Origin of the sequence: Clostridium puniceum (genome assembly GCF_002006345.1) — a bacterium.
Lineage (GTDB): Bacteria > Bacillota > Clostridia > Clostridiales > Clostridiaceae > Clostridium > Clostridium puniceum.
Genome location: NZ_LZZM01000153.1, coordinates 44,445 through 68,807, shown reverse-complemented (window position 1 = coordinate 68,807; position 24,363 = coordinate 44,445). Strand labels below are relative to the sequence as shown.

The 24,363-nt window shown below is 28.1% G+C and carries 18 protein-coding genes; 3 read left to right on the top strand and 15 right to left on the bottom strand.

Translation table 11 applies throughout. The annotated features are described in order from the left end of the window. Window positions 1–101 precede the first annotated feature (101 nt). The 7 genes from CLPUN_RS11955 to galE form a co-directional block, all read right to left on the bottom strand. Complete coding sequence (locus CLPUN_RS11955; RefSeq protein WP_077847507.1) at window positions 102–1,181, bottom strand: sensor domain-containing diguanylate cyclase; 1,080 nt, start codon at window positions 1,179–1,181, stop codon at window positions 102–104. Between the two features lie 563 nt (window positions 1,182–1,744). After that, a complete protein-coding gene (galU, locus tag CLPUN_RS11950; protein ID WP_077847506.1) occupies window positions 1,745–2,614 on the bottom strand; it encodes a UTP--glucose-1-phosphate uridylyltransferase GalU in 870 nt (289 codons plus the stop codon). Between the two features lie 28 nt (window positions 2,615–2,642). Further along, window positions 2,643–3,746: a Gfo/Idh/MocA family protein gene (locus CLPUN_RS11945; RefSeq protein ID WP_077847505.1), complete on the bottom strand. Its 1,104-nt coding sequence runs from the start codon at window positions 3,744–3,746 to the stop codon at window positions 2,643–2,645. Window positions 3,747–3,885: 139 nt separating this feature from the next. Next, a complete protein-coding gene (locus CLPUN_RS11940; RefSeq protein WP_077847504.1) occupies window positions 3,886–4,491 on the bottom strand; it encodes a sugar transferase in 606 nt (201 codons plus the stop codon). 171 nt (window positions 4,492–4,662) lie between these two features. Next, window positions 4,663–5,880, bottom strand: a complete 1,218-nt coding sequence (locus tag CLPUN_RS11935; RefSeq protein ID WP_077847503.1) for a glycosyltransferase family 4 protein — start codon at window positions 5,878–5,880, stop codon at window positions 4,663–4,665. A gap of 54 nt (window positions 5,881–5,934) precedes the next feature. Then, a complete protein-coding gene (locus tag CLPUN_RS11930) occupies window positions 5,935–7,191 on the bottom strand; it encodes a glycosyltransferase (protein ID WP_077847502.1) in 1,257 nt (418 codons plus the stop codon). Between the two features lie 84 nt (window positions 7,192–7,275). Continuing rightward, entirely contained in the window at window positions 7,276–8,289 is a 1,014-nt protein-coding gene (gene galE / locus CLPUN_RS11925; protein WP_077847501.1) for a UDP-glucose 4-epimerase GalE, read from the bottom strand. Window positions 8,290–8,569: 280 nt separating this feature from the next. Here galE and wecB point away from each other — a divergent pair, with 280 nt between their 5' ends. After that, entirely contained in the window at window positions 8,570–9,634 is a 1,065-nt protein-coding gene (gene wecB / locus CLPUN_RS11920; RefSeq protein ID WP_077847500.1) for a non-hydrolyzing UDP-N-acetylglucosamine 2-epimerase, read from the top strand. Between the two features lie 76 nt (window positions 9,635–9,710). Here the strand turns inward: wecB and CLPUN_RS11915 are convergent, their stop codons facing one another. From CLPUN_RS11915 to CLPUN_RS11900, 4 genes are all read right to left on the bottom strand, one after another. Beyond that, on the bottom strand, window positions 9,711–11,204 hold the full coding sequence (locus CLPUN_RS11915; RefSeq protein WP_077847499.1) for an O-antigen ligase family protein: 1,494 nt from the start codon (window positions 11,202–11,204) through the stop codon (window positions 9,711–9,713). Between the two features lie 2 nt (window positions 11,205–11,206). Further along, window positions 11,207–13,069, bottom strand: a complete 1,863-nt coding sequence (locus CLPUN_RS11910) for a polysaccharide biosynthesis protein (protein ID WP_077847498.1) — start codon at window positions 13,067–13,069, stop codon at window positions 11,207–11,209. Window positions 13,070–13,126: 57 nt separating this feature from the next. Next, window positions 13,127–14,110: a glycosyltransferase family 2 protein gene (locus CLPUN_RS11905; protein ID WP_077847497.1), complete on the bottom strand. Its 984-nt coding sequence runs from the start codon at window positions 14,108–14,110 to the stop codon at window positions 13,127–13,129. A gap of 168 nt (window positions 14,111–14,278) precedes the next feature. Beyond that, window positions 14,279–15,121, bottom strand: coding sequence for a LicD family protein (locus tag CLPUN_RS11900; RefSeq protein ID WP_077847496.1), 843 nt, complete (start codon window positions 15,119–15,121; stop codon window positions 14,279–14,281). Window positions 15,122–15,473: 352 nt separating this feature from the next. Here CLPUN_RS11900 and CLPUN_RS11895 point away from each other — a divergent pair, with 352 nt between their 5' ends. Both CLPUN_RS11895 and CLPUN_RS11890 read left to right on the top strand, forming a co-directional pair. After that, window positions 15,474–16,451, top strand: a complete 978-nt coding sequence (locus tag CLPUN_RS11895) for a glycosyltransferase family 2 protein (protein ID WP_077847495.1) — start codon at window positions 15,474–15,476, stop codon at window positions 16,449–16,451. A 249-nt stretch (window positions 16,452–16,700) separates the two neighbouring features. Beyond that, window positions 16,701–18,617, top strand: coding sequence for an MBL fold metallo-hydrolase (locus tag CLPUN_RS11890; protein WP_077847494.1), 1,917 nt, complete (start codon window positions 16,701–16,703; stop codon window positions 18,615–18,617). A gap of 254 nt (window positions 18,618–18,871) precedes the next feature. Here the strand turns inward: CLPUN_RS11890 and CLPUN_RS11885 are convergent, their stop codons facing one another. The 4 genes from CLPUN_RS11885 to CLPUN_RS11870 form a co-directional block, all read right to left on the bottom strand. After that, a complete protein-coding gene (locus tag CLPUN_RS11885) occupies window positions 18,872–19,780 on the bottom strand; it encodes a carbohydrate ABC transporter permease (protein WP_077847493.1) in 909 nt (302 codons plus the stop codon). A gap of 153 nt (window positions 19,781–19,933) precedes the next feature. Beyond that, window positions 19,934–20,773 carry a carbohydrate ABC transporter permease gene (locus CLPUN_RS11880; protein WP_423237296.1) on the bottom strand — a complete coding sequence of 280 codons (840 nt, stop codon included), beginning with the start codon at window positions 20,771–20,773 and terminating at the stop codon, window positions 19,934–19,936. Between the two features lie 301 nt (window positions 20,774–21,074). Beyond that, the gene (locus tag CLPUN_RS11875) at window positions 21,075–22,397 is read right to left on the bottom strand and encodes an ABC transporter substrate-binding protein (protein ID WP_077847491.1); all 1,323 of its coding nucleotides are present in this window, start codon (window positions 22,395–22,397) and stop codon (window positions 21,075–21,077) included. Between the two features lie 508 nt (window positions 22,398–22,905). After that, on the bottom strand, window positions 22,906–24,246 hold the full coding sequence (locus CLPUN_RS11870) for a PTS sugar transporter subunit IIC (RefSeq protein ID WP_077847490.1): 1,341 nt from the start codon (window positions 24,244–24,246) through the stop codon (window positions 22,906–22,908). Window positions 24,247–24,363: the final 117 nt, after the last annotated feature.

The window sequence follows — 24,363 nt, the reverse complement described above, 5'->3', positions numbered from 1 at the left end:
AAAAAATACATAGTAACCTTTGCATTTTCCTCCAACACATATATATTAGAATCAAAAAAGCACCCTCATTAATTTAATAAGTTTGCTTTATAATAATATTATTATATTTTAAATATATGTCCGCTTAAAACTCTATTTTTTCCACTCTTCTTAGATTTATATAATAAATCATCTGCTTTATTTATAAGTTCATTTATGTCTGTACCATTTAAAGGGAAAAATGAAATTCCAAAACTAGCTGTCACTGATTTATTTTCTTTATTAAAACTAACTTTGCTTCTCTCTAAAGTACGTCTTATTATTTCAATTTTATTATATACACTATCTTCAGTTGTAAAATCTGAAATATATAAGATGAATTCTTCACCTCCATATCTAGCAAATATATCTTTTGAATCTATGCAGCTTGCTACAATATTTGCTGTATTAATTAATATTTTATCCCCAAATTGGTGACCATAAGTATCATTTACTTTTTTAAAATCATCTATATCTATCATTACTATTGCAAATTTCTTCTCTTCTTTTCCTGTATTTTTATCTAAAAGTTCAAAAAAGTACTTTCTGTTATATATCCCTAGCAACGAATCTGTTTGATTTATTTTTTCCAGTTCTTTATATAATAAAAAATTTTCTATTGCTATAGCAATTTGATTTGCAATTGATCTAAGAAAAATCTTCATTTCTATATTCAAAAATTTGTATAAATTATGTTCTACTACTATATATCCAATAAATTTATCCCTAAGTTTAATTGGACATCCCATAATCGAGTGTATATTTATTTTATGTTTTTCATCTATTTTCAATGGTTTCTCTGAATTAATCAAGAATTCTTCTCCATTATTTATATGTGTGAATTCTTTAGACGTTAAGTTTATATCCATCTCTTCAATGTTACTAGCTTTAACTCTTAATTCTCCATCTTCAATCAAAAATATAGTTGAACATGTAACTCCTAGTATTCCAATTATCATATCGTTAATCATTGACATTAAATTATCACTACTAAAAAAAGTATTTATATATTTACTTACTTCTATGATATTAGACATAGAATCTATACTCTTCTCTAATTTCATATTTTTTTGATTCAATTCTTGTCTATGTTGTTCTGAAAATCTTTGATAGTTTTCATATTCCGTTTTTAAAGAATTATATAGTTTCTCATAATCCTGCATTTATTTGCACCATCCTCTAAACATAAACACTCATGATTATTTAACAACTCTTCCTCACCATTAGTTTTTCACTTATTACTATTATACTATACTAACTAAAATAATTGAATACAATTATAATACGCTAAAAAAATAAAATTATTAATTTAAATATATATGTTGCAATAATGATATTATAATAAAACTATATTATCATATGTAACTAACTTTACTGTATAAACTTAATTGCAACATATATACTAATTCTTAATTTTATGAATCCTATTTTTTTATTTAGGATAAACTATATTAGAAAATAAATTTATCAAGGAGATGAAATAATGATGAAATTTATACAATTACTTTTAAGCATTTTTATATTCTTATTTCTCTGTGTGCTATTTTCAAAATTTAGTAATTCAGTGTTAAATATAATATTACTAATTTCATTAATTATATTCTTTTTCAACTTCTTAATCGAAAAATACACGAAGCATTATTAATTATACTTATCATTTCAATTTATAAGTTAATGAATCCTAAAAATTTTCGTTCTTTTTAGGATTCACTTTGCTCTATTTTTATTATTTTTCCCAAGGTTTAGTATTTAAATACTCTATAAATTCACTCTTTAATTCTTCTTTCTTTAACGCAAATTCTATAGTTGCTTCTAAAAATCCAAGTTTATCTCCTACATCATATCTTTTACCTTCAAAGTTATATGCATACATAGCTTCTTTACTTATTAAAGTCTTTAATGCATCTGTTAATTGGATTTCTCCACCTTTTCCTGGTTTAGTATTCTCTAATATATTAAATATTTCTGGTGTTATAATATATCTTCCAAGTATAGCAACATTGCTAGGTGCTTCTTCTATAGAAGGCTTTTCAACTAAATCCTTAACCTTATAAACTCTATCTTCTATATGAATTCCATCTATTATTCCATATTTAGAAACATTTTCTTTAGAAACAGTTTGAACACCTAAAATAGTAGTTTTATATTCAGAATAACAATCAATTAATTGTTTTAAGCAAGGAGTTTCACTGTCAACCACATCATCACCTAATAAAACTGCAAAGGGTTCATTTCCAACAAAAGTTTTTGCACAATGAATCGCATGACCTAGCCCTCTAGGCTCTTTTTGTCTTATATAGTGTATATCAACCATGCCTGAAATATCTCTTACTAATTCAAGCAGTTCTGATTTTCCTGCCCTTTCTAATTCCAATTCTAATTCTATTGATTTATCAAAATGATCTTCTATGCATTTTTTATTTCTACCTGTAATAATAAGAATTTCTTCAATTCCAGAAGCAATTGCTTCTTCTATTATATATTGAATAGTTGGTTTATCAACAATTGGAAGCATTTCTTTAGGTTGTGCTTTAGTTGCTGGTAAAAATCTTGTTCCAAGTCCTGCTGCTGGTATAATAGCCTTCTTAACTTTCATGACATATCATCCTTTCACTTTATAGATTTTATTTTCTTCCTTTAAAATCTGCTTTCATATCTAATGTCTTAAAATCTGTTAATGGAAATTGCACTGGTAATCCTGTTTTTCTTGATTTATATGCTGCAAGTATTATTGACATTGCCTTGCTTCCTTCTTCTCCAGACACTAAAGGAGCTCTGTCTTCATTAATAGCATCAATAACATCCTTAAATAAAGGTGTATGTCCTTCACCATATACATTATCAATTTTAACATTTACTTGGTTCTTAGCAGCTTCTTCATCTTCCCCGTCAAATCTCCAAGTTTCAAGTTCATTGACTGCAAGACCTCCAATTGATACTGCTCCAGTTTCTCCAAAAATGCTTAATGTTTCCTCTAAATTTGTAGGATACACACAAGCTGATCCTTCAATAATTCCAATAGCACCATTCTTAAATCTTATTATTATTGCTCCAAAATCTTCTGCTTCAATGTCTCTTAAATAAGTATCACATTCTGCATATACTCTTTCAATTTCTCCGCCCATCATCCATTGTAATAAATCAATATTATGTATACATTGGTTCATAAGCGTGCCACCATCTAAATCCCAAGTTCCTCTCCAAGGTGCTTGTTCATAATACCCCATATTTCTATTCCAAAGTATTCTTGCTGTACCATTAATTAATCTGCCAAATTTATTTTCATCTACCGCTTCCCTTAATTTTTGTATTGGCTTATTAAATCTATTTTGATGACAAACTCCAAGTTTAACATTGTTTTCTTTAGCTACCTTAATCATTTCATTAGCATCTTCAATAGACATAGCCATTGGTTTTTCAACTAAAGCGCTTGATCCTTTTTTCATAGAATAGATTGCGATTTCTGCATGGTATCCACTTTCAGTAGCTATTGTAACCACATCAATATCTTCTTTTTCTAACATTTCTTTATAATCTGTGTATACATGAACAGAGTTTTCTACTACTCCAGTTTTTTCTATGTATTCTTTTTTCTTTGCTTCTGCTCTTTCTAAAACAACATCACAAGTTGCAACTAATTCTGCTTTTTCATTATTTTTAGCTAATGCTTCAACATGTTTATAAGATATTCTTCCACATCCAATAATGGCAAACTTCAATTTTTTCATAATGTTTTCAACCCTTTTCTTATTATTCTTTTTAAATTCTTGATTATGCTTCGCACTTTTTTTTAGGTGTATATTCTTATATTTTTATATTCTAAGAATTTTAAATTATTCATATTAATAGTTTAATATTTATATTTTACTAAAGACATTTTATTATAGTTTTAAGTATTATATAAATATCAAAAAATATATTATTTCTATTTATATACTGTAAATTTAATGCTAGCTTATCTGGCATAATTGTATTTATGTAAAATTCCTCTGGATTTTCTACTCCACCAAGCAAATCATTTTCATCTCTGTATCTAATAGAAGCTAAATCTGTTATTCCTGGTTTAACCCCTAGTACTTTCCTTTGTTCTTCGTTATAAAGCTGAACATATCTTGGCACTTCTGGTCTTGGTCCAACCAAACTCATATCACCTTTGAACACATTTATTAATTGAGGCAACTCATCTAATTTATATTTTCTCAAAATTGCGCCTATTTTAGTAATTCTATTATCATTTCCTACAGTGATTTGTTTCCCCAATTTTTCGGCATTTACAACCATAGTTCTGAACTTAAGAATTTCAAATTCCTTATTACTTTTCCCTACTCTTACCTGCTTAAAAAACACTGGGCCATCAGAACCAGTTTTTATTTTAATTGCAATTCCAATCAAAACCGGACTTAACACTATAAGTCCTAAAGTAGAGCATATTAAATCAAATATTCTTTTGAGTAACTTATTAAATTTATCCATGTATCTACTCCCAATAAAATTATTTCAAACTTTATGACATTATATATTAGTATTTTATAACATTTTAATCATTTCTGCTCGCATTAACAAATTTCTTCATAAATATTTAAGGAAACTCGACTCACACTCGTTCGCTGAGTAAGTGACTCACACCAGACCATAGATTCTAACTTATTTTAATGCATCTAAAAATTTTTCTGCTAATCCATGGTAGGTATGGTTTGATAATACATAATCTTTCCCATTTTGGCCCATCTTATTCTTTTCTTCTTGACTTAACTTCTTGATCTTCATAACTGCCTCTACTACTGCTTCTGGATTTTCTGCTGGAACAGTAATACCACAATTTGAATCTTTCACTGGATCATTTGATGCTTCTACCGCATATATTACTGGCCTTCCTGCCATCATATAATCAAACAATTTATTTGGACTTACTCCATAGTTAAATAAGTTTTGTTTTTTTAAACCAATATAACATATATCTAATAATTGTAATATATTATCCATATTATCTTTTAAAACTGGATCTAAAAACTCCACATTAACTGCATTATTTGCTTTAGCATATTCAATTAACTGATCTTTTACATTTCCATTTCCAACCATTACATACTTAACCTTTTCATCAATAGTCTTCTTAGCTGCATCAATCATTGTGTTCAAAACATTCGCTGGTGAATGATTTCCTGTGTATCCTACTAAGAAATAACCTTGTTCTTTTAACTCTTGTAATTTTTCGATAGTTTTTTCTATAGGTGCACTTTTCTTTTCTCCAACAATTATTCCATTAGGAACATGCACATAATTATCCGTCTTAAATCCTCTATCTTTCATATGTTTATCTGCATTTGGTAAAATTGAAATAATCTTATCACAGTTTTTAAATGCAAAATCTTCTGCTCTTTGAAGAGCTACTATAGCAGGATTATTTTTAGAATATCCTCCTATTTCCATTGGAGTTAAAGGCCATAAATCATGTATTTCAAAGAAAACCTTACCTCCAGTCCTTTTTGCAATTCTATAAGCTGGATATATATCCAATGGATAAGTAGAAGAGGCTATAACAGCATTGGGTTTGTACTTATCTGCAATCTTTTTATAATTCATTCTTAATTTAAGCATAAAAGTAGAAATATTTTTTATTCTTCCAATCCCATTTCCATAGTATGCAGGAGTTTTAACCCATATATATGTAATTCCATCTATTACTTCTTCTTGAAAATCTTCTTGTATTTCAGGATTTTTCTTTCTTAAATGAGAAAAATCAGCAGCAAGTATAGTTACTTTATGCCCCATTTTAACCCATTCTCTTCCCATATAATAAGGTCTAAATTCCATTCCATGATAATCAGACCCTGCATAGTGATTTATAAGTAAGATATTCATCTTAATTTTCTCCTTTTCTCATCATAGTCCTAAATATATTCGTGAGGATTAATATTATTTAAGTGCTTTTATTTCTTGTGCAAAACGTTCAAAATTAATATCTGCACAAAAATCTTTTATCCATAATTTACGACACCTTTTACGAAAATCATCCTTTTCCACTTTAGATAACTTAACCATATACTTAATCTTTTCTCCAAGTTCTTCTACTTTAAAGTCTGCTGCTAACAATAATCCTGTTTCTTTGTCTCTTACTATTTCCGATGTTCCACCTACATCAGTAGCTATAATTGGAATTCCAAATGAGCAAGCTTCCATAATACTAACTGGCAAACCTTCTGAACTACTTGTATTTATAAATAAGTCTACTGGTTCCTTTTGATAATATTCCATTAATTCTGTATTTTTAATACTACCAGCAAAATCAACTTCCATAAATTTCAAATTTTCTTTTGAATACTCTTTAAGTTCCCCTAATCCATCTCCTGCACCAAAATGTGTCCATTTAAGCTTTAATCCAGAATTCCTCAATGTTGCCAATGATTTTGCTAATAAATCCATACGTTTTACAGGGCTAATATGACAGCAGCTTACTATATGAAATATGTGTTCTTCTTCAACTGATTTTACACCATGGTCTCTGCTTCCTAAATATCCCACTTCAACTTTATCTTCATATCCAGGGCAAAGATTTTTTAGATAATTGCTTCCGTTTTTAGAACATGTATATACTTTATTAATATTCTTGAGAAGATATTCCCTAAGAGGTAGGTAATTCATTGAATTTCTATATGTATAAATATCATAACCATGAGCACGACTCACAGCAAATTTCTCATTAACTTTACAATAATCTTTAAGTTTAATTGCAGCTAAGGCTGTATCATAAAACCAATAACTATAAAAAATAATCTTATCATATTTTGATATACTACATTGATTTAAAATTTTCTTTGCTTCTTCAAATACAATATTAGACTTAGCTGCAAAGTATGTTAAATAAGCTCTTTTTTTCAATGACCCTTTTATTGCTAAACGCTCCGTATCTGTCATATAATCATTATAATTTAAAAAAGGAAATATTCTCATAGCTTTCATAGGAAGTTTACGTTTAACTTCAGATGCTTTAATTCTATATATTTCAAAATTTTCAGGTGTAGTTCGTGTTTGAATCGCGCCATCTAAAGTGCTCGTTGCTATCACTATAACTTTTTTAAAGTTTTTTGAAAGCATTAAAATCTCATCTTCTATAAATTCTTCACCTTTGTCAAAAGGAAAAACTTTAGTTAAAAATACTAGACAATCGTTCATTGTTGCCTCCTAATTATTTTTAAATATGATTTCAAGCCAAATAAAATTATCACTAACTGATAGAACTCATTTGGCATTTATTTATTATTTATATCCATTTGGATTTTTAACTTGCCATGCCCAAGAGTCTTTGCACATTTCTTCAAGACTCCTTTTTGCTTTCCAATTTAATTCTTTGTTGGCTTTAGAAGAATCTGCATAACATATTGCAACATCTCCAACACGTCTTTCAACTATTTTATATGGAATCTCAACACCTGCTACTTTTTCAAATGTTGCTATTAATTCAAGTACACTATATCCTGTTCCTGTGCCTAAATTATAAGTAATCAATCCTGGATTTTTCTTTAACATCTCAAGAGCTTTAACATGTCCTTCTGCAATATCAACTACATGTATATAATCTCTTACGCCAGTACCATCTGGAGTATCATAATCACTTCCAAATATAGATACTTCTTTTAATGTTCCAATTGCCACTTCAGTTATATAAGGCATAATATTACTTGGTATTCCAGATGGATCTTCTCCAATAATTCCACTTTCATGTGCACCTATTGGATTAAAATATCTTAAAATTGCAATATTCCACCAATCATTTGATGCGCTTAAATCTCTTAATATATCTTCTGCAATTAATTTTGTTCTTCCATAAGGATTTGTTACTGACAGAGGTAAATATTCCTCATTAACAGGCATAATATTGGCATCACCATACACTGTTGCTGATGAACTAAACACCAAATTTCTTACCGAATATTTTTTCATAAGTTCCAATACTATTAAAATACTTGTCAAATTATTATTATAATATTCTAATGGATTTGATACAGATTCTCCAACCGCTTTTAGAGCTGCAAAATCCATGACTGCATCTATTTTATTTTCCTTAAATACATTTTCTACGGCATTTTTATCTGTTAAATCTATTTTATATAATTTTATATTTTTTCCTGTTATTTGTTCAATTTTTTCTTTAACTGTTTCTTTACTATTAACTAAATTATCTATAATTATAACATCTTCCCCAGCATTAAGTAATTCAACAGAAGTATGACTTCCTATATATCCCATTCCGCCTGTAACTAGTATCGACATCATTTACCTCCTGAATTGGTAATTTAAATTATTTGAACTATTAATATTTTACATTATAACTCATTTAACCTAAAATAGTTTTTTCTACTATTGAATTATACTAATATTCATCAATATATGCAATGTTTACTGGTCTTTAATATTACGAAGTACATATATCATTTCATTTATACTCCTTATATGCTAAAATGATTATACTATATAATATAATCATTTTAATTAATTAAATACTGATTAATTGGTTAATTAGTTTTATGCAAAATTTAAGGAGGAACAGTACATGAAGGTACTAACTGTTATTGGAGCTAGACCCCAATTTATAAAAGCTGCAACAGTATCAAATAAAATTAGGTTAAATGGAAATAGTGAAATTTTAGTACATACTGGGCAACATTATGATAATAATATGTCAGAAATATTTTTTGAAGAGCTTGGAATTCCAAAACCTAATTATAATCTAAGTATTGGTTCATCAAATCACGGTCATCAAACAGGAAGCATGCTGATAGCTCTTGAGGAAATCTACTTAAAAGAAAAACCAGATATGGTTTTAGTATATGGAGATACAAATTCAACACTAGCTGGAAGTCTTTGTGCTAGCAAATTATTAATACCAGTAGCTCACGTAGAAGCTGGACTTAGAAGTTTTAATAAAGCTATGCCAGAAGAACAAAACAGAATACTTACAGATCACATATCCGATTTGCTTTTTACTCCAACATTAACAGCAGTAAATAATTTAAAAAATGAAAATATAACAAAAGGTGTTCATAATGTTGGTGATGTAATGTATGATGCTATAAATCTTTTTAAAGAAAGAGCTAAAGAAGTATCAACAATAACTGAAAAATTTGATTTAGCACCAAATAGCTACATACTTTCAACAATACATAGAGCTGAAAACACAAACAGCATTGAAAGATTAACTTCAATATTAGATGCTTTAAGTAATTCCGGTAAAAAAATCATACTTCCACTACATCCAAGAACAAAAAAGTTTATTGAAGAATATAACTTACACATTGGAAATAATATCAAAATAATTGATCCTGTAGGATATCTAGACATGATTTCACTTCAAGAAAATTCTCAAAAAATAGTGACGGATAGTGGTGGAGTTCAAAAAGAAGCTTATTTCTTAAAGAAACCATGTATAACGATGAGAGATGAAACTGAATGGATTGAAACAGTACAAAATGGCTGGAATGTTATAGTTGGAAGTAATTCTAACAAGATTGCTAATGCCTTAGAAAACTTTAACCCAACAGGTACTCCTGCTTTAGCTTTTGGGAATGGAGATTCATCTTCAATAATTACAAAAATCCTTGAAAAATACTTATCATAGTATGTAGATAAATATTCAAAAGGCGAATTAAAGCTTCATTGCTTTAATTCGCCTAATTTAATCTTTAAATTTCTTATTATACCATTCTATATTCTTTCATTGATGATGTATTTCCATAATTGTCATTTTCATTTTTATAAACTTGTATGCATGATACAGCAAACCCCATAAGAATCCAGTAGGAAAATACATAAGTTATTGAACTTGGTCCAAAGCTTGCTGGTGCAAAAGCTATAAGTCCTGATGCTGCTACAAAACACATTATCTTTTTCTTCTTTATTCCAATGATTATATTTCCTATAAGTAAATATAAATAGTAAACACCATACAATATAACGCCAGGCACTCCAAAATCTCCAAGGATTTCTATAGCATAGCAATGAGGGCTAAATATATTCCCTGTATTCCCTTGATTCTGAATATACTGTGTAACATTCCCTACTCCATAACCAAGATAATTTTTTTCTTGCAAGGTTCCTTTTATTAATACATCTTTTATTATTGTCATTCTAACACTAAGTGAACCTTCTCCGCCTTCTTGTACTTCCTCATCTTCTAAGGCATTCATTTTGTCAACAAGACCATTTTTCATTTGATTTGAACCTGTTGACTTAACATTCATAAGCATATAACTATAATTAAATGTTACAAAAAGTGAAATCAATAATATTATTGGACACACTATTGACTTTAATCCAATTTTCTTAATATTGAAAATTGAGTATATCGCATAGACAACAACTCCAGAACTAATTGCTACAAATCCAGTTCTTGATGTTGTTATTGCAACAAGTGCAAATGCTATAATCGAAATTAACATGCAAAATATTTTTACAATTATATTTTTTGTTTTATTGATTGTATAGAAAAACAATGGACATAACAGTGCAAGCGTTGCAGATAAGTTGTTTGGATTAAACGAAAATGCCATCGGTCTTGCATTTATTAAATTTTGTTGATCTACTGGTAAAAATTCTATAAATTTATCAGCATAATGTCTTATTGGCAATTGTTTTCCTATAGTAGTTTCTATGAAAGCAACTACTATAATAAGTGAAACTAAAAACAATAATAAATTAATTGTCTTTTGAATTCTTTCTTTATTTATATTGTAGATCATGATATTAACAATAAATGCAAACATCATTAAATATATAGCTATATACTTAATTGATAAACTTCTATTTAATGTCCATGCTATACTTAAACACGCATAAACAAACCAAATCCCATATATAACTAAAATTTTTCTGTCTAAACTTAATAATAAATTTCTTTCTTTAAATACCTTATATAATGATATAAGTGTAAATACACCTAGAACTATATGAAACATATATATACTTTCTATTCTTGGAACATACAAGGCATAATCATAAAATGCAGAAACTAATAGAATAGCATAAAGAATATTGTAAATATCCTTATCCTTTATTATAAAAACTGCTATTATCACTGTCGTTATATACATTGCTGTTATTAAGTAACTTCCATTTGCTACTCCTAAAACTCCTGCAATAGCAAATATAATTGCTAAAACAATAATTCTACTTCTGTCTTCTCTAGTCATAACTACTCCTTATCTGCATTATCTGCAGCTACTTCATCTTTATTCTTATAATGATATGTTGGCACAATTTTTTGCATTTGATGTTTAATTTCTGCTATATCATCTAATCCTAATAAATTTTCTAACTGCTCAAGTTTTTCTTTTAACGTATCCATATCTTCAAAGGTTGGTTTACCTACATATATTTTTTTATGAACTGTATCTTCTAAACCTTCTTCACTCATAAGAAGTTCTTCATATAACTTTTCTCCAGGCCTAAGCCCTGTAAATACAATTTTAATGTCTTTATTTGGCTCAAGACCTGAAAGTTTAATTAAATCACATGCTAAATCATAAATTTTAACTGGTTTACCCATATCCAAGACAAATATTTCTCCACCTTTAGCAAAGGCGCCTGCTTGAAGTACTAATTGAGCTGCTTCTGGAATCAACATAAAATACCTAATTATTTTTTTATGAGTTACAGTTACAGGTCCGCCACTTGCAATTTGTTTTTTAAATAAAGGTATTACAGAACCATTACTTCCAAGCACGTTACCAAATCTAACTGCAACAAATTCGGTTTTTGATTGCTTATCCATAGCTTGAATAATCATTTCACATAATCTCTTTGTTGCTCCCATAATGTTAGTTGGATTAACAGCTTTATCTGTTGAAATCATAACAAATCTTTCTATATTAGCTTCACTTGCTTCCAAAGCTAAATTTAATGTTCCAAATACATTATTTTTTACAGCTTCTTTAGGACTATCTTCCATTAACGGTACATGTTTATGAGCAGCTGCATGGAATACAACATTCACTTTATATTTTGTAAATATTTCATGTAACCTTTTCCTATCTCTAACAGAACCAATTAATACAGTAAGGTTCATATCTGGGAAATCTTCCTTAATTTCATTTTGAATGTCATATACATTATTCTCATAAATATCAAATATTATAAGTCTTTTAGGATTATATATAGCTATTTGTCTACAAAGCTCTGACCCAATAGATCCGCCTCCGCCAGTAACTAATATAGTTTTTCCTTCTATATAATCAGAAATCCCCTTACTGTCTAATTGAATAGGATCTCTTCCAAGTAAATCTTCTAAATCAACATCTTTAATTCTACTAACAGTTGCATCACCACTTAGAATTTCATACATCCCAGGTATTATTTGCAATCTACAATTAGTATTTTTACATATCTCAATTATTTCTGATTTATTTTTAGCATCAAGAGACGGAATAGCAATTAAAATCAAATCAATTTCTTGATCTCTAACAATATAAGGAATATCATGTCTATTCCCTTCTATTTTAACGCCAGATATCCTTTTCCCAAGCTTATTTTTATCATCATCTATAAGCACTATAGGATTATACTTTAATTCCCTTCTTGCCATCATTTCATTAATAATCATGGTACCAGCTGACCCTGCTCCAACTATCATTACTCTTCTTTGATCTGATGAATATTTAAATGGTATATATAAAAGTGTTCTTCTATATACTCTATAAAGTATCCTATAGCCTAGTACAAAGAAAATACTCAATAATATTCCTACTACCGAAACGTTTAATGGTATAACTGAGCCAAAAAACCTAGTATAGCCAATAGATACTATACCAGCTAAAATATTTCCTCCAACACCTAATAAAAATTCATCTGTGCCAGTTAGATGCCAAAGGCTTTCGTACATTTTAAATAAGTAAAAACATATTAAATAAATTAAACTTACAACTATACAATCATCAGTATATATCTTTGCAATTAGTGTAAATTTCCCACTATCTGTTATATTTATAGAAAAAAGATAAGCCAAATTTACCATAAACATATCAATTATCATAATTATCAATGTTTTCCAGCTTTTCACTATAATTCCCTCCAATCTAAGAATCCTTATTAATCAATAAATGTTAAATTTTGATTATCACCTTATCTTATTAAAGATTCCAATTAATGCCTTAGGGAAGTAAATCATCCCTTTACATTGAATAAAATATCTAACATTATTTTTATCAATTTTTTGCATTTTGTAGTTCTTTAAATATTCTCTCACATCATTTCTATTTAAAAATTCAAAAAGATCCTTATGAAAATTTAAATCTCTTCCAAGTACAGAAAAAATATGTGATATTGAATACGGAATCTTAAATTCAAGTAAAAACTTTTCTATTTCATTTAAGTTTCCATATTTTCTTATATACTCTAATAAATCAACATATGAGTAATAACAATCAAGATGCTTTAATGATACATTTTGGGTAACTGAGTTTCCCCAGATAACATAATATGCTAAAATTTCATTTACACTTACTACTTTATTAGCATACAATAATGCTTTTACAATAAAGATCATATCTTCTCCATATTTTCTTTCACTATCAAAAAAGAGATTATTCTCCTTAACAATTGAAGTTTTATATATAGCACTTCTCATTCCTATAGTTATATCATCACTTAATTGTTTTAATGCTGCTTTTTTTCCACTAATGAATTCACTTAAACATTTCGTTCTATTTTTCACTAAAACTTCTCCATCTGCATCAACTTCACTATAATCACAAAAAACGATCTCAGCTTGTGTTCCTTCAGCTTTTTCATACATAAGCTCAATAAATCTAGAATCAATATAATCATCTGAATCTAAAAATGTTATATACTCACCAGCAACTTCTTCAATTCCTTTGTTTCTTGCTACACTAACTCCTGAATTATTTTGAGTTATAATTTTATAATTTACATCTGTTTTTTCAAGCAGGTCTTTTGCTATATCAATACTTCTATCTTTAGAACCATCATCTACAAGTAAAAGTTCGAAGTCTTTATTGGTTTGATTTATAACAGACTTTATACTTCTTTCAATGCATTCTTCTACATTATAAACAGGAGTAATTATAGATACCTTTATCAAAACTATTCGCTCCTTTTATTTGTCTATAGGTTTTATCCTACAATTTGTTTACAAAATTTCAACAGTTTATATATTAAACTATTTAAAATTTTGCAATACTACTTGAATTATACTAATATTAACACCTATATGCAATATTTAGTCATTTTTCTTAATTAAAATTTCATATTATATAGAAGTTTTCAACTTCTTAATTGTCTTAGCATGCCATACTCTATCTTCTTCTTTAGGAAGTGTCATGTAATCTCCATATAACTGAGTTAAAATAGCATCATAATTTTTAGGAGCATTAAAATAATCTCCTTCAAATTCAACTTTTATTAACTCAAAAAAATCCTCTTTTTTATATATGTATTGACTCCAAACAGTGTCTAATCCATATCCCATATGTTCAGAATTTTTATCATTCCATCTAATTAAAAAATCAAATAATTTTTGTCTTCTTTTTGTTGGTAAAATTAAAACTACAACTTTATAAATAGAATGTGTAAGCTTATTTTTTAAAGTTAATTCCTCTGGTTTTTCCCTGCACCTTACAAAACTTTTTAAAACAAAATTGCTGATTTTTCTTTGTAGATTATACACCCACATTTTCTTAGGCAAGCTATCATAAGGCAAAACATCTACAAATAATCCATTATGCATCTTCTCATTTTCCACAATTTTTTCTTCTATATATAAAGTATTATTATATCTAATTTTACAAGGCACTTGATAAATATCATAATCAAAATCATTTTCATGAGTTTGTAAAAATAAATGTGTTGGTAATTCGGTCTTAACTACACTTAAAAACTTTTCATAATCTTCCCTAAGCATTCCTATGTCAATATCATCATCCCAAGGAATAAATCCTTTATGCCTTACTGCACCTATAAGTGTTCCTGCATCTAGAAAATATCTAATATTATGTTTATCACAAATAATTGCTATGTCTTTTAAAATGCTTTTCATTATTAATTGGGCATCCCTTAAGCCTAAGTCTTCATAATTTGAATAATCGTTGTTCATTTTTTTCTCCTTATAATATACATACTACCCTTTATTATATCAATGTAATTCCAAAACTCAACAAGTACATATACTATTCCTTCTAAATTGATATATAATCTAGAGTAAATTAATAATAATATGCTGCTTAATTAATTTGTTATTTTTTGAATATGATTAATTTGTATGTTATAATTTATTACGCATTAACCATATATATATTCCAATTAATAATATACAGTTAACAATTAAATTGTGAGATTCTTTTAGAATTTTATTAAATTTATCCACTAACTTTGTATAGATTTTTAATTAGAACTTATATGTTAAATAAAATTTTTTTAAAGATTATAAAAGATTGGAGAATATACGAATGGAAAATACCAACGATTTAATCAGTGTTATTATACCTGTATATAATGTTGAGAAATATTTGTCTCAATGTATAAATAGCATTTTAAATCAAACTATTAAAAACCTTGAAATTATTTTAGTTGATGATGGTTCCTTAGATGATTCTGGCAACATATGTGATGAATTTTCTAAAAAAGATAATAGAATTGTTGTTATTCATAAAGAAAATAATGGATTAAGTTCTGCTAGAAATGCTGGACTTGAGATAGCTAAGGGAAACTATGTTGGTTTCGTAGACAGCGACGACTGGTTAGACGAAAATATGTATGAAACTCTACTAAAATTAATAAAAGATACTAATTCAGACATATCTTGTTGTAGATTCTTTAAAACTGCTGATTCCGAAGAAAAAATCCCATCTATTAATGATGAAATAATTCAATCTTTCAATAATATTGAAGGCTTAAGTAATTTTTATACGGATTTATATACTCAAACAGTGGTTGCTTGGAATAAATTATATGCACGAAAACTTTTTGATAATGTAATTTACCCAATAGGTAAGATTCATGAAGACGAAGGGACTACTTATAAGTTATTTTATAAAGCAAATAAAATAACTTATACTAATAAATCTCTATACTATTACAGAACAACACCTAACAGCATAACAACTAGTAAATTTAATAAGAAAAGGTTAGCTATTATAGATATTTATGATGAAAAGATTAAATTTATTAAAAACATAAATAATGATAATCTTTACGCTAAAACACTTAAGTGGTATTTATTCACGCTTATTAATTGTTATTTGGAATGTTCTAATAATATGGAAGATGGTAGAGAATATTTAAACTCTATAAAAGTGAAAATTTCTGAAGCTTATAAAAGTTATAGTAAAACAAATGAAAAGCAGCTTCATTGGATAATTTTATTTTCTGTCTTTAGATTTAATCCTAAACTATATAAAACCATTTTAAGTTATATAAAGTCTTAAAATAATTTATGCAAATATGGATATTTCATAATTAAAAAATTAAACTGAATATATATTACTAAAATTACGAAATTGTATTGATATAATATGATGAATGGATAAAATATGAAATTTCTAAAATATATATGCTACAAATAATCTATATACAACTAAGTCTCACGACTTAATTTTCACAGAACATTTATATTCTCAATATAAATGTTGGAATATATGAATTTTATACGTAGTAAATTTATGGGGGTACTATTCATGTTAAAAAAATTTTTTAAAACTTTTATTCTATTTTCAATGATTCTTCTATTTAGTAGTTCTATTATTAAAACTACAGCATATGCCGTAGAAGAAAATCTAAGTACTAGTTCAACTCCTTCTACTCAAAAAAACACTGAAACTTCTAAAGCTACAAAAGATACAGTGTCTTCTAATGACAATTTAAATAAAAACTCTAGTAATTCATCCTCTACAACTAATACTGATATTAATAAAGACTATAACTCAAATAATAAAGCAAATACCGAAATAGTAACTGAAGAAAAAAAAGAAGAAGTTATAGATTATGACTGGAAAACTATAGATAACAAAATATATTACATAGTTAATAATAAAATTTTAGAAACTACTGGTTGGTTTATGGAAAAGGATATTAATCCAAATATCACTCGAAAAGACAAGAATTACAAAGCTAAATATTATTTAGATAAAGACTTTTCTGTAGTGATTGGATGGAAGCAAATAGAAAATATTTGGTATTACTTCGATGTTCAAGGCATAATGCAAACTGGCTGGATTTTTAATAATGGCTGGTATTATCTAGATTCTTCTGGAGAGATGAAAACTGGCTGGAATAAAATTGGTATGGATACTTATTATTTTAATAAATACGGACAAGCTACTGTTGGTAAAAAATTAATAGATTCTAAATGGTATTTTTTTGATGAAAGAGGACGTCTTGAAAAAGGTTTTTTCGATTATAATGGAAAAACTTATTATTCTGATAATTCTGGAATAATGGTTACGAATCAATGGATAAATAAGGGTAGTCATAAATTTTATATTAAATCTGATAGCACTATTGCTATTGGAGATATATTCATAAATGGACTTATGGAAAACTTTGATGAACGTGGTTATTTAAAAGGCTATGATAGTGATGCTAAAAATGATTTATATGTACATTTTTTAGATGTTGGAAATGCTGATTGTGAATTCATAAAATTACCTAGTGGCGAAACTGTTTTAATCGATACTGGTGATACAATAACAACTAAAACACTAATAGATTTCTTAAATACTCAGAATCTGAAAACCGAATTTTTGGAGTCAAAAAATGATGGACAAACTTCAATAAATAATGAAATTGATAATGATAAAACAACTAACATTCTTAAAACTATTGATAGTAATACTAATAATAATGTTGCTAATAATACATCAACTTCTACTAAACTTAATAATGGTAAGGGTGTAATAGACTATGTAATTCTTACACATCCACATTCAGACCATATAGGTGGTATGATTGAATTAATGAAAAATTTTAATATAGGAAAAGTAATAACACCTAAATATTTTGAATTGAAAGACTATTCTCCTGGTACTACTTCTATAGATCAATCAAAAATGGATATTATCAAATATGATTATCAAATATATAAAAATACAATGGATAATATATCAAAAAATGGATTGACTGTAGTCCAAGCTGAACCTGATTCTTATATCGACAGTGAACATATTTTACAATTTCTTCACCTTGATAAAGATTATTCTAAGCTTGAATCAGATCCTTACTATACAGAATACAATGCTTTCAATGATAATTCTGCTATTGTATATTTAAATTATTATGATTTTCAATGTCTTTTTACAGCAGACATTCAATGGAAGGCTGAAAATGATTTTTTCAATCGCAAAGCTTTAAAAGGTAATACAGTAGATATATTAAAAGTTCCTCACCATGGTAATGTAGGTTCTTCCTCTTATACGTTTGTCGGTTATGTAAATCCTGCCATAGGTATTATTCCTAGAGCTAAGGAAAGAATTAATACTACTAATGAACCTTATGATGTTTTAACTACTTGTGGTGTTAATATATATGAAACAAGTTTAACAAATGGAGTTTCAGTATATGTTACTAAAGATAATTGGAATATTGAAACTAAATAAATTCTTAAAATATAAGGATATTAGAAAATTATTAACTTGTTACTTTTCTAATATTCCTTATTGCTTTACTGATTAATAAAATTAATTAAATGTCTTATTGTAATATATGAAACTATTGTCCATAAAATTAATCCCAGCAAGAAAGACTTAATAGGTTTTCCTGCTGGTGTATTTTGAATTATTATATAGTTAAATAAAAGTATTAATTTGATTCTTATATCTGATAGAAGCTTCCAATTCAATAAATATTCTTTCTAACCCTTAACTCCACTATCACTTACCCCCTGCATAAACCACTTTTGAGCTATAAAAAATAATATTAATAATGGCAATACAGTAATTGTGCTTGCTCCCATTATTTCGGGCCATTTTATTCCGTAAGCTCCCCCCTGAATAAAGAATTGCCTAAGTCCTGCTGAGACTAAAAAGTTTTCTGGACTTTTAGTTATAAGAGATGGATACATATATTCATTATAATATGTTACAAAGCTTATTAAACCAAACGTTATAAATGTTGGCTTTGTTAATGGAAACATAATCTTTAAAAGTATTTTTAAATGAGATGCTCCATCCATTCTTGCTGCTTCTACCAAACTTCTGTCTACTTGTAAAAATGCCTGTCTAATTAGAAATATTCCAAATACATTTACAAGATTGCTTATTATAAGTCCAGTTAAGGTATCAATTAAATTTATCTGCGCAAGTATCATATAACATGGCACGTATGTGACTGCTGAAGGTAGCATATATGTTGCCATTATTAATGCAAACAAAACTTTCTTTCCTATAAACTTAAACTGAGTTAAAGCATATGCAATCATAGCTGCACTAATCACTTGAAACACAACTTCTATAGACGCAACAAATAAACTATTTCCAAGATATATTTCAAAAGGTGCTTCTTTAAATACTTGAACAAAATTACTCCACTGTGGTAATTCTGGAATCAACACTGGTGGAAAATTAAACATTTCGTCTTTAGTTTTAAGTGCACTACTTATCATCCACAAAAAAGGAAAAAATGTAATTATACTTATACCAGTCAATATTAAATGTTTTGTACATTTTATTAAAGTTTGTATTAAGGTTGTTTTATTTATAATTTTTAAACTGATTTCCAGATCTTCCATTTCTCCAAGATTCTTCTTAACATTTGTATCCATTATTCTCTATTCCCTTCCCCAATAAAATTTAAATAAATACACTAAAAGACTTCACTTAACAATTTACAATAAAAATCGAACACTATTTTATAAAATTACTTTTATATTTAAAACTGTATAATTTCTATATTTATGAGTTTTTATTAAAGCAGCTTAATAATGAACCCATTTTCTCGAAGCAATAAATTGAATTCCTGAAAGTATACTTATTATTACCAATATGACAGTAGCCATAGCTGTTGCTTGTCCCATATTAAAATTTTCAAAGGCAGTTTGATAATACATATATAGTATAGTTCTTGTACTCCCTGCTGGTCCTCCTTGTGTTAAAACTTGAATTTGGTCATAAGCTTGAAGTGAATTAATTGTTGTTATTATACTTAAGAAAAATGTAGTCGGTGATATAAGTGGCAATGTTATGCTTATAAATTTATTCCACATATTTGCTCCATCAATTGCTGATGCTTCATATAAATGCTTTGGAACCTTCTCTAAGGCTGTCAAATAAAATACCATCGCCCAGCCAAAGCCTTTCCAAACTGTAACAATTATAACTGCTAGCATTGCTGTATCTGAACTCTGTAACCATTGTGATTTAGGGAAGTTAAACAATTGCAATATATAATTAGCGAAACCATATTTAGGTTCAAAAATCCAGCTCCAAACTATAGATATAGCAACTGTTGGCGTTATCCAAGGAGAAAATATTATGGCTTTGTATAGAGCTGCTCCTTTAATATTCTTCTTTAATATCATAGCAATAGCCAATCCCCCAACAATTGTTGGTACTAAAGTTCCAAGTGTAAATATAAAAGTGTTTTTTAATACACTATAAAATGCACTATCAGAAAACAAAGCTTTATAATTATTGAATCCAACCATATCATAAGTAGAACTCATATAATCCCAATCAGTAAAACTCATAAATATAGCCTTAATCATTGGCCATATCCAAAACACTCCAAGAGGAATTACAGCCGGTAAAATAAACATTAAAACACATGAAGTTTTGCTAATTTTTCTTTTGATACTACTTTTAATTCCCACGAACATCACCACCTTTTAATTCAGTTAATAGTTATGGATTAAACTTCGCTGGAAAAGTTCTTCTAACAAAATATGAGACGAAATATCACTTTTCAAAAGAAGTTTCTTTATCTTTTTATAATGTAAATTGTTCTTACATCCTTTTCACTTTTTTCATCTATGATTTTATAAAGCTTCTCACTTCTTTCTTCTGTATATATTTTCACAACACCAAACAATTTATTTCTTTAATGTTAACTATTAACTGTTACTTGTTAACTGTTTGAATTGCCTCTTGAGCAATTTTTTGAGCTTGATCTAAAGCTTCTTTAGCTGAAACATTTTCTATTTCAACTTTATCTGCTGCATTCTTAAGAGCATCAATAATTTTCCCATCTGTAGGATCTATAAATACTTTTGTAGCATGAATTGCTTGAGCTATTGGAACTGCTGCTTGAGGATTTTTCTTTACATATTCCGTAAACTCAGGAGTAGATGCGCTTCCTTTATTTACTGAAATATATCCTGAAGCTATTGCCCATTCTGCACTTACCTTTGCAGATGTGAAATACTTAATAAATTCATATGCACCTTCCTTTTCTTCATCACTAACACCTTTAGGAATAACTAAAAGTCTTGCTTCTGCAACTGGTTTTGATTGTTTACCTACTTTAAATGCTGGCTGTTCATATGCACCTAATTTATTAAAATCAAGGTCACCTTGATCTCCTGATGAACCAGTATATCCAGCTGCTTTATCTTTCATAACATCATCTACTGTTGAGTACCAATACTCCCAACCTTGTCCACCAGAATGAATTTTCATAACTTTATCTTCATGAATCCACTTTCTAAAACTGTCCCAAACTTCAATCCATTCTTCTGAATTGATTAATACTTGTTTTCCATCATCACTTAATATTTTTCCACCATTACTTAAAGCTGCATCAATTAAATTCTCTTCACCCCACATAGGTTCCCATCCATAAAATGAAACTTCTATTCCATCCTTTTTAGTAAGCTTTTTAGCCACCTCTGCAAGTCCTGTCCATGTCTTTAATGAATCTTCATTAATTCCAGCTTCCTTGAAGGCCTGCTTATTATAATATAAAACTTGTGTCGTACCGTATATAGGAAATGCAAATAATCCATCATCTTTCTTACCACTTTCTAAAAATGATTCTAAGTAATTTTCTTCTTTAAAATCTGTATCCTTACTTGTATAATCACTTATATTTGTTAATAAATCTTTCTTTCCAAGCATATACGCTTTATCTGCTTCTAATAAAGCAAGTGCTGGACTTTTCTTAGCAGCTATTCCAGCTTGTAAATTTTTAAATGTGGTCTTGTAATCATCTTGAGCTACACCTTTAACTTCATACTTATCTTGAGAATTATTAAAATTAGTAATTATCTTTTTCATATTTTCATCAAGCTTACCACCAAGACCGTACCAATATTCAATTTCAATTTTTCCACTAGCAGTTTTTTTAGGTTTCTGAGCTGCACTTGCACCTCCACATGCAACTATACTTCCTGCTAAAAGTGAAACTAATCCAATAATACAAATTTTTTTTATAAATTTATTCATAAACTTACCTCCGTTTTTATTATTCAATTGGAAATATATCGAAAATATATAGTAACTCACTGACCAAAGTTCATTTTTTGAACAAATTTATATTAGCATTGTTCATAGTTCAACTCAATATGTTCAATGAAAATTTCCATAAAAAACACTTAATTTATATTATTCAAATTTAATACAAATATTTTTATTTAAGATAATTTAAGTATTTATTCTCTAGTCTAGTTTAAATAAAATGTTAAAAAACAATATCTTCACTGTAATTTTCTTATTTATGTATTTCCATATATGGTCAATAACATTTCTAAATTTGATGTAATGATTAGTTTCTCAAATAAATTATTCCAATTTTTTATACTACAAAAAGAAAGAAGTCCAATATCTATAATATTATAAATACTGAACTTCAATCTTGATTCATTGAAATCTTTAGTTTAAATATATTTTAAATTGTTAATAAAAGGGCTAATTAATTAATTTGCTATGCAAACTAAGTTTGATTTAATTTTTATTAAACTTGTGCACCTTCTCCGTGATGTTGAGCGGCTACTTCATCAGCATAAGCCATAGCATCTACCTTCTTGAAGAATGGGAAGTATACTACAAGACCAATTACTAAGAATAATGCTTGTGCAATAGCATAGCTAGGACCACCGATTATAAATCCTGAGAATATAGGTGGAACTGTCCAAGGTGGCATTGTTGCTCCCATTGGCGCAAGAACCTCTGACGCAATTGCTAAATAAAGTAATGTTGCATTTATTACTGGTGTAAGTATAAATGGTACTCCCATTATTGGGTTCATTACTATTGGAGTACCAAATAATATTGGCTCATTTATATTACATAAGTTAGCTGGTAATGCTAATCTACCTAATTGTTTGTATTGAGCAGACTTTGCAAATAACACCATAAGTATAGCAAAACCTAGTGTATGACCACTACCTGCCATATTAATGAAGTTATCATAGAATTGCATAGTTACTATATGAGCTCCATGAGCAATATCTAAAGTTCCTGCTTTTTGTAAAAGTGCATTGTCTGCAGTATTAGCATTTAATAAACCTGTCACTACACCACCAATTGTAGCACCACCATGAATTCCGAAGAACCATAAGAATGGAACAGAGAAAGCTATAAGTATAACTCCTGGTAATGAATCTGATGCACCTTGTAATGGTACTTGAAGAACTTTATAAATGATATCTAGTAAAGAACTGTTAAATGCAAACTTACAAATAGCATAAACTACATCTGCTGCTATTAATATGATTGTAGCTGGAATTAAAGCTGAGAAAGCATTTACAACACCTTGTGGAACACCTTCTGGCATTTTTATTGTGATGTTTCTCTTTACTAATGAACAATAACTTGATGCAACAAGTAAACTTATTATAATTGCAGCAACCATACCTTTTCCATCTAAAACATTTGTTGGAAGAACTCCACTAACTGCAACTGGAGCTGCATCTTTTGCTGGTGAAAACATAACAAAATTATTAGTAAGAAGCACAAATACACTTAATGAAAGTGCTGATGGTGCGAAAGGTTCAATTCCTTCATTTTTAGCATAAACATAAGCCATACCTGTAACTGATACTAACGCCATAATACCCATTGTTGCGTCTTTTACTTTGAATAATGGATCATTCCATGCTGCTCCAAAAGTAGCTGTAAAGAAGTCTGTAACTGCTGGAATTGGGAAGCAAGCAATCAATAAGAAAATAGATCCAATGATATTTAATGGTAAAGTATATAATACACCATCTTTTAATGCTTGAACACCTTTTAAATTAACGAATTTCATTACCACTGGAACTACTTTTTCGTTCAATGTTTGATTCAATGACATAATATTTTTCCCCCTTATAATTAAATTATGATTATAATATGAATAATTACAAACAAAAAATTTGCTATTATTACCTTTTATAAACTCTAGCAATTAATTATTTTTTATTACTACAGT

Excerpts from the sequence above, each read along its gene's own strand:
- galE (WP_077847501.1), bottom strand. The coding sequence starts at position 8,289 with ATGTCGATACTAGTTACAGGCGGAATGGGATATATAGGAAGTCATACT.
- CLPUN_RS11875 (WP_077847491.1), bottom strand. The coding sequence starts at position 22,397 with ATGAATAAATTTATAAAAAAAATTTGTATTATTGGATTAGTTTCACTT.
- CLPUN_RS11945 (WP_077847505.1), bottom strand. The coding sequence starts at position 3,746 with ATGAAAAAATTGAAGTTTGCCATTATTGGATGTGGAAGAATATCTTAT.
- CLPUN_RS11940 (WP_077847504.1), bottom strand. The coding sequence starts at position 4,491 with ATGGATAAATTTAATAAGTTACTCAAAAGAATATTTGATTTAATATGC.
- galU (WP_077847506.1), bottom strand. The coding sequence starts at position 2,614 with ATGAAAGTTAAGAAGGCTATTATACCAGCAGCAGGACTTGGAACAAGA.
- CLPUN_RS11935 (WP_077847503.1), bottom strand. The coding sequence starts at position 5,880 with ATGAATATCTTACTTATAAATCACTATGCAGGGTCTGATTATCATGGA.
- CLPUN_RS11890 (WP_077847494.1), top strand. The coding sequence starts at position 16,701 with ATGTTAAAAAAATTTTTTAAAACTTTTATTCTATTTTCAATGATTCTT.
- CLPUN_RS11870 (WP_077847490.1), bottom strand. The coding sequence starts at position 24,246 with ATGTCATTGAATCAAACATTGAACGAAAAAGTAGTTCCAGTGGTAATG.
- CLPUN_RS11895 (WP_077847495.1), top strand. The coding sequence starts at position 15,474 with ATGGAAAATACCAACGATTTAATCAGTGTTATTATACCTGTATATAAT.
- CLPUN_RS11880 (WP_423237296.1), bottom strand. The coding sequence starts at position 20,773 with ATGTTTATTTTACCGGCTGTAATTCCTCTTGGAGTGTTTTGGATATGG.
- CLPUN_RS11885 (WP_077847493.1), bottom strand. The coding sequence starts at position 19,780 with ATGGATACAAATGTTAAGAAGAATCTTGGAGAAATGGAAGATCTGGAA.
- CLPUN_RS11930 (WP_077847502.1), bottom strand. The coding sequence starts at position 7,191 with ATGAACGATTGTCTAGTATTTTTAACTAAAGTTTTTCCTTTTGACAAA.
- CLPUN_RS11915 (WP_077847499.1), bottom strand. The coding sequence starts at position 11,204 with ATGACTAGAGAAGACAGAAGTAGAATTATTGTTTTAGCAATTATATTT.
- wecB (WP_077847500.1), top strand. The coding sequence starts at position 8,570 with ATGAAGGTACTAACTGTTATTGGAGCTAGACCCCAATTTATAAAAGCT.
- CLPUN_RS11955 (WP_077847507.1), bottom strand. The coding sequence starts at position 1,181 with ATGCAGGATTATGAGAAACTATATAATTCTTTAAAAACGGAATATGAA.
- CLPUN_RS11900 (WP_077847496.1), bottom strand. The coding sequence starts at position 15,121 with ATGAACAACGATTATTCAAATTATGAAGACTTAGGCTTAAGGGATGCC.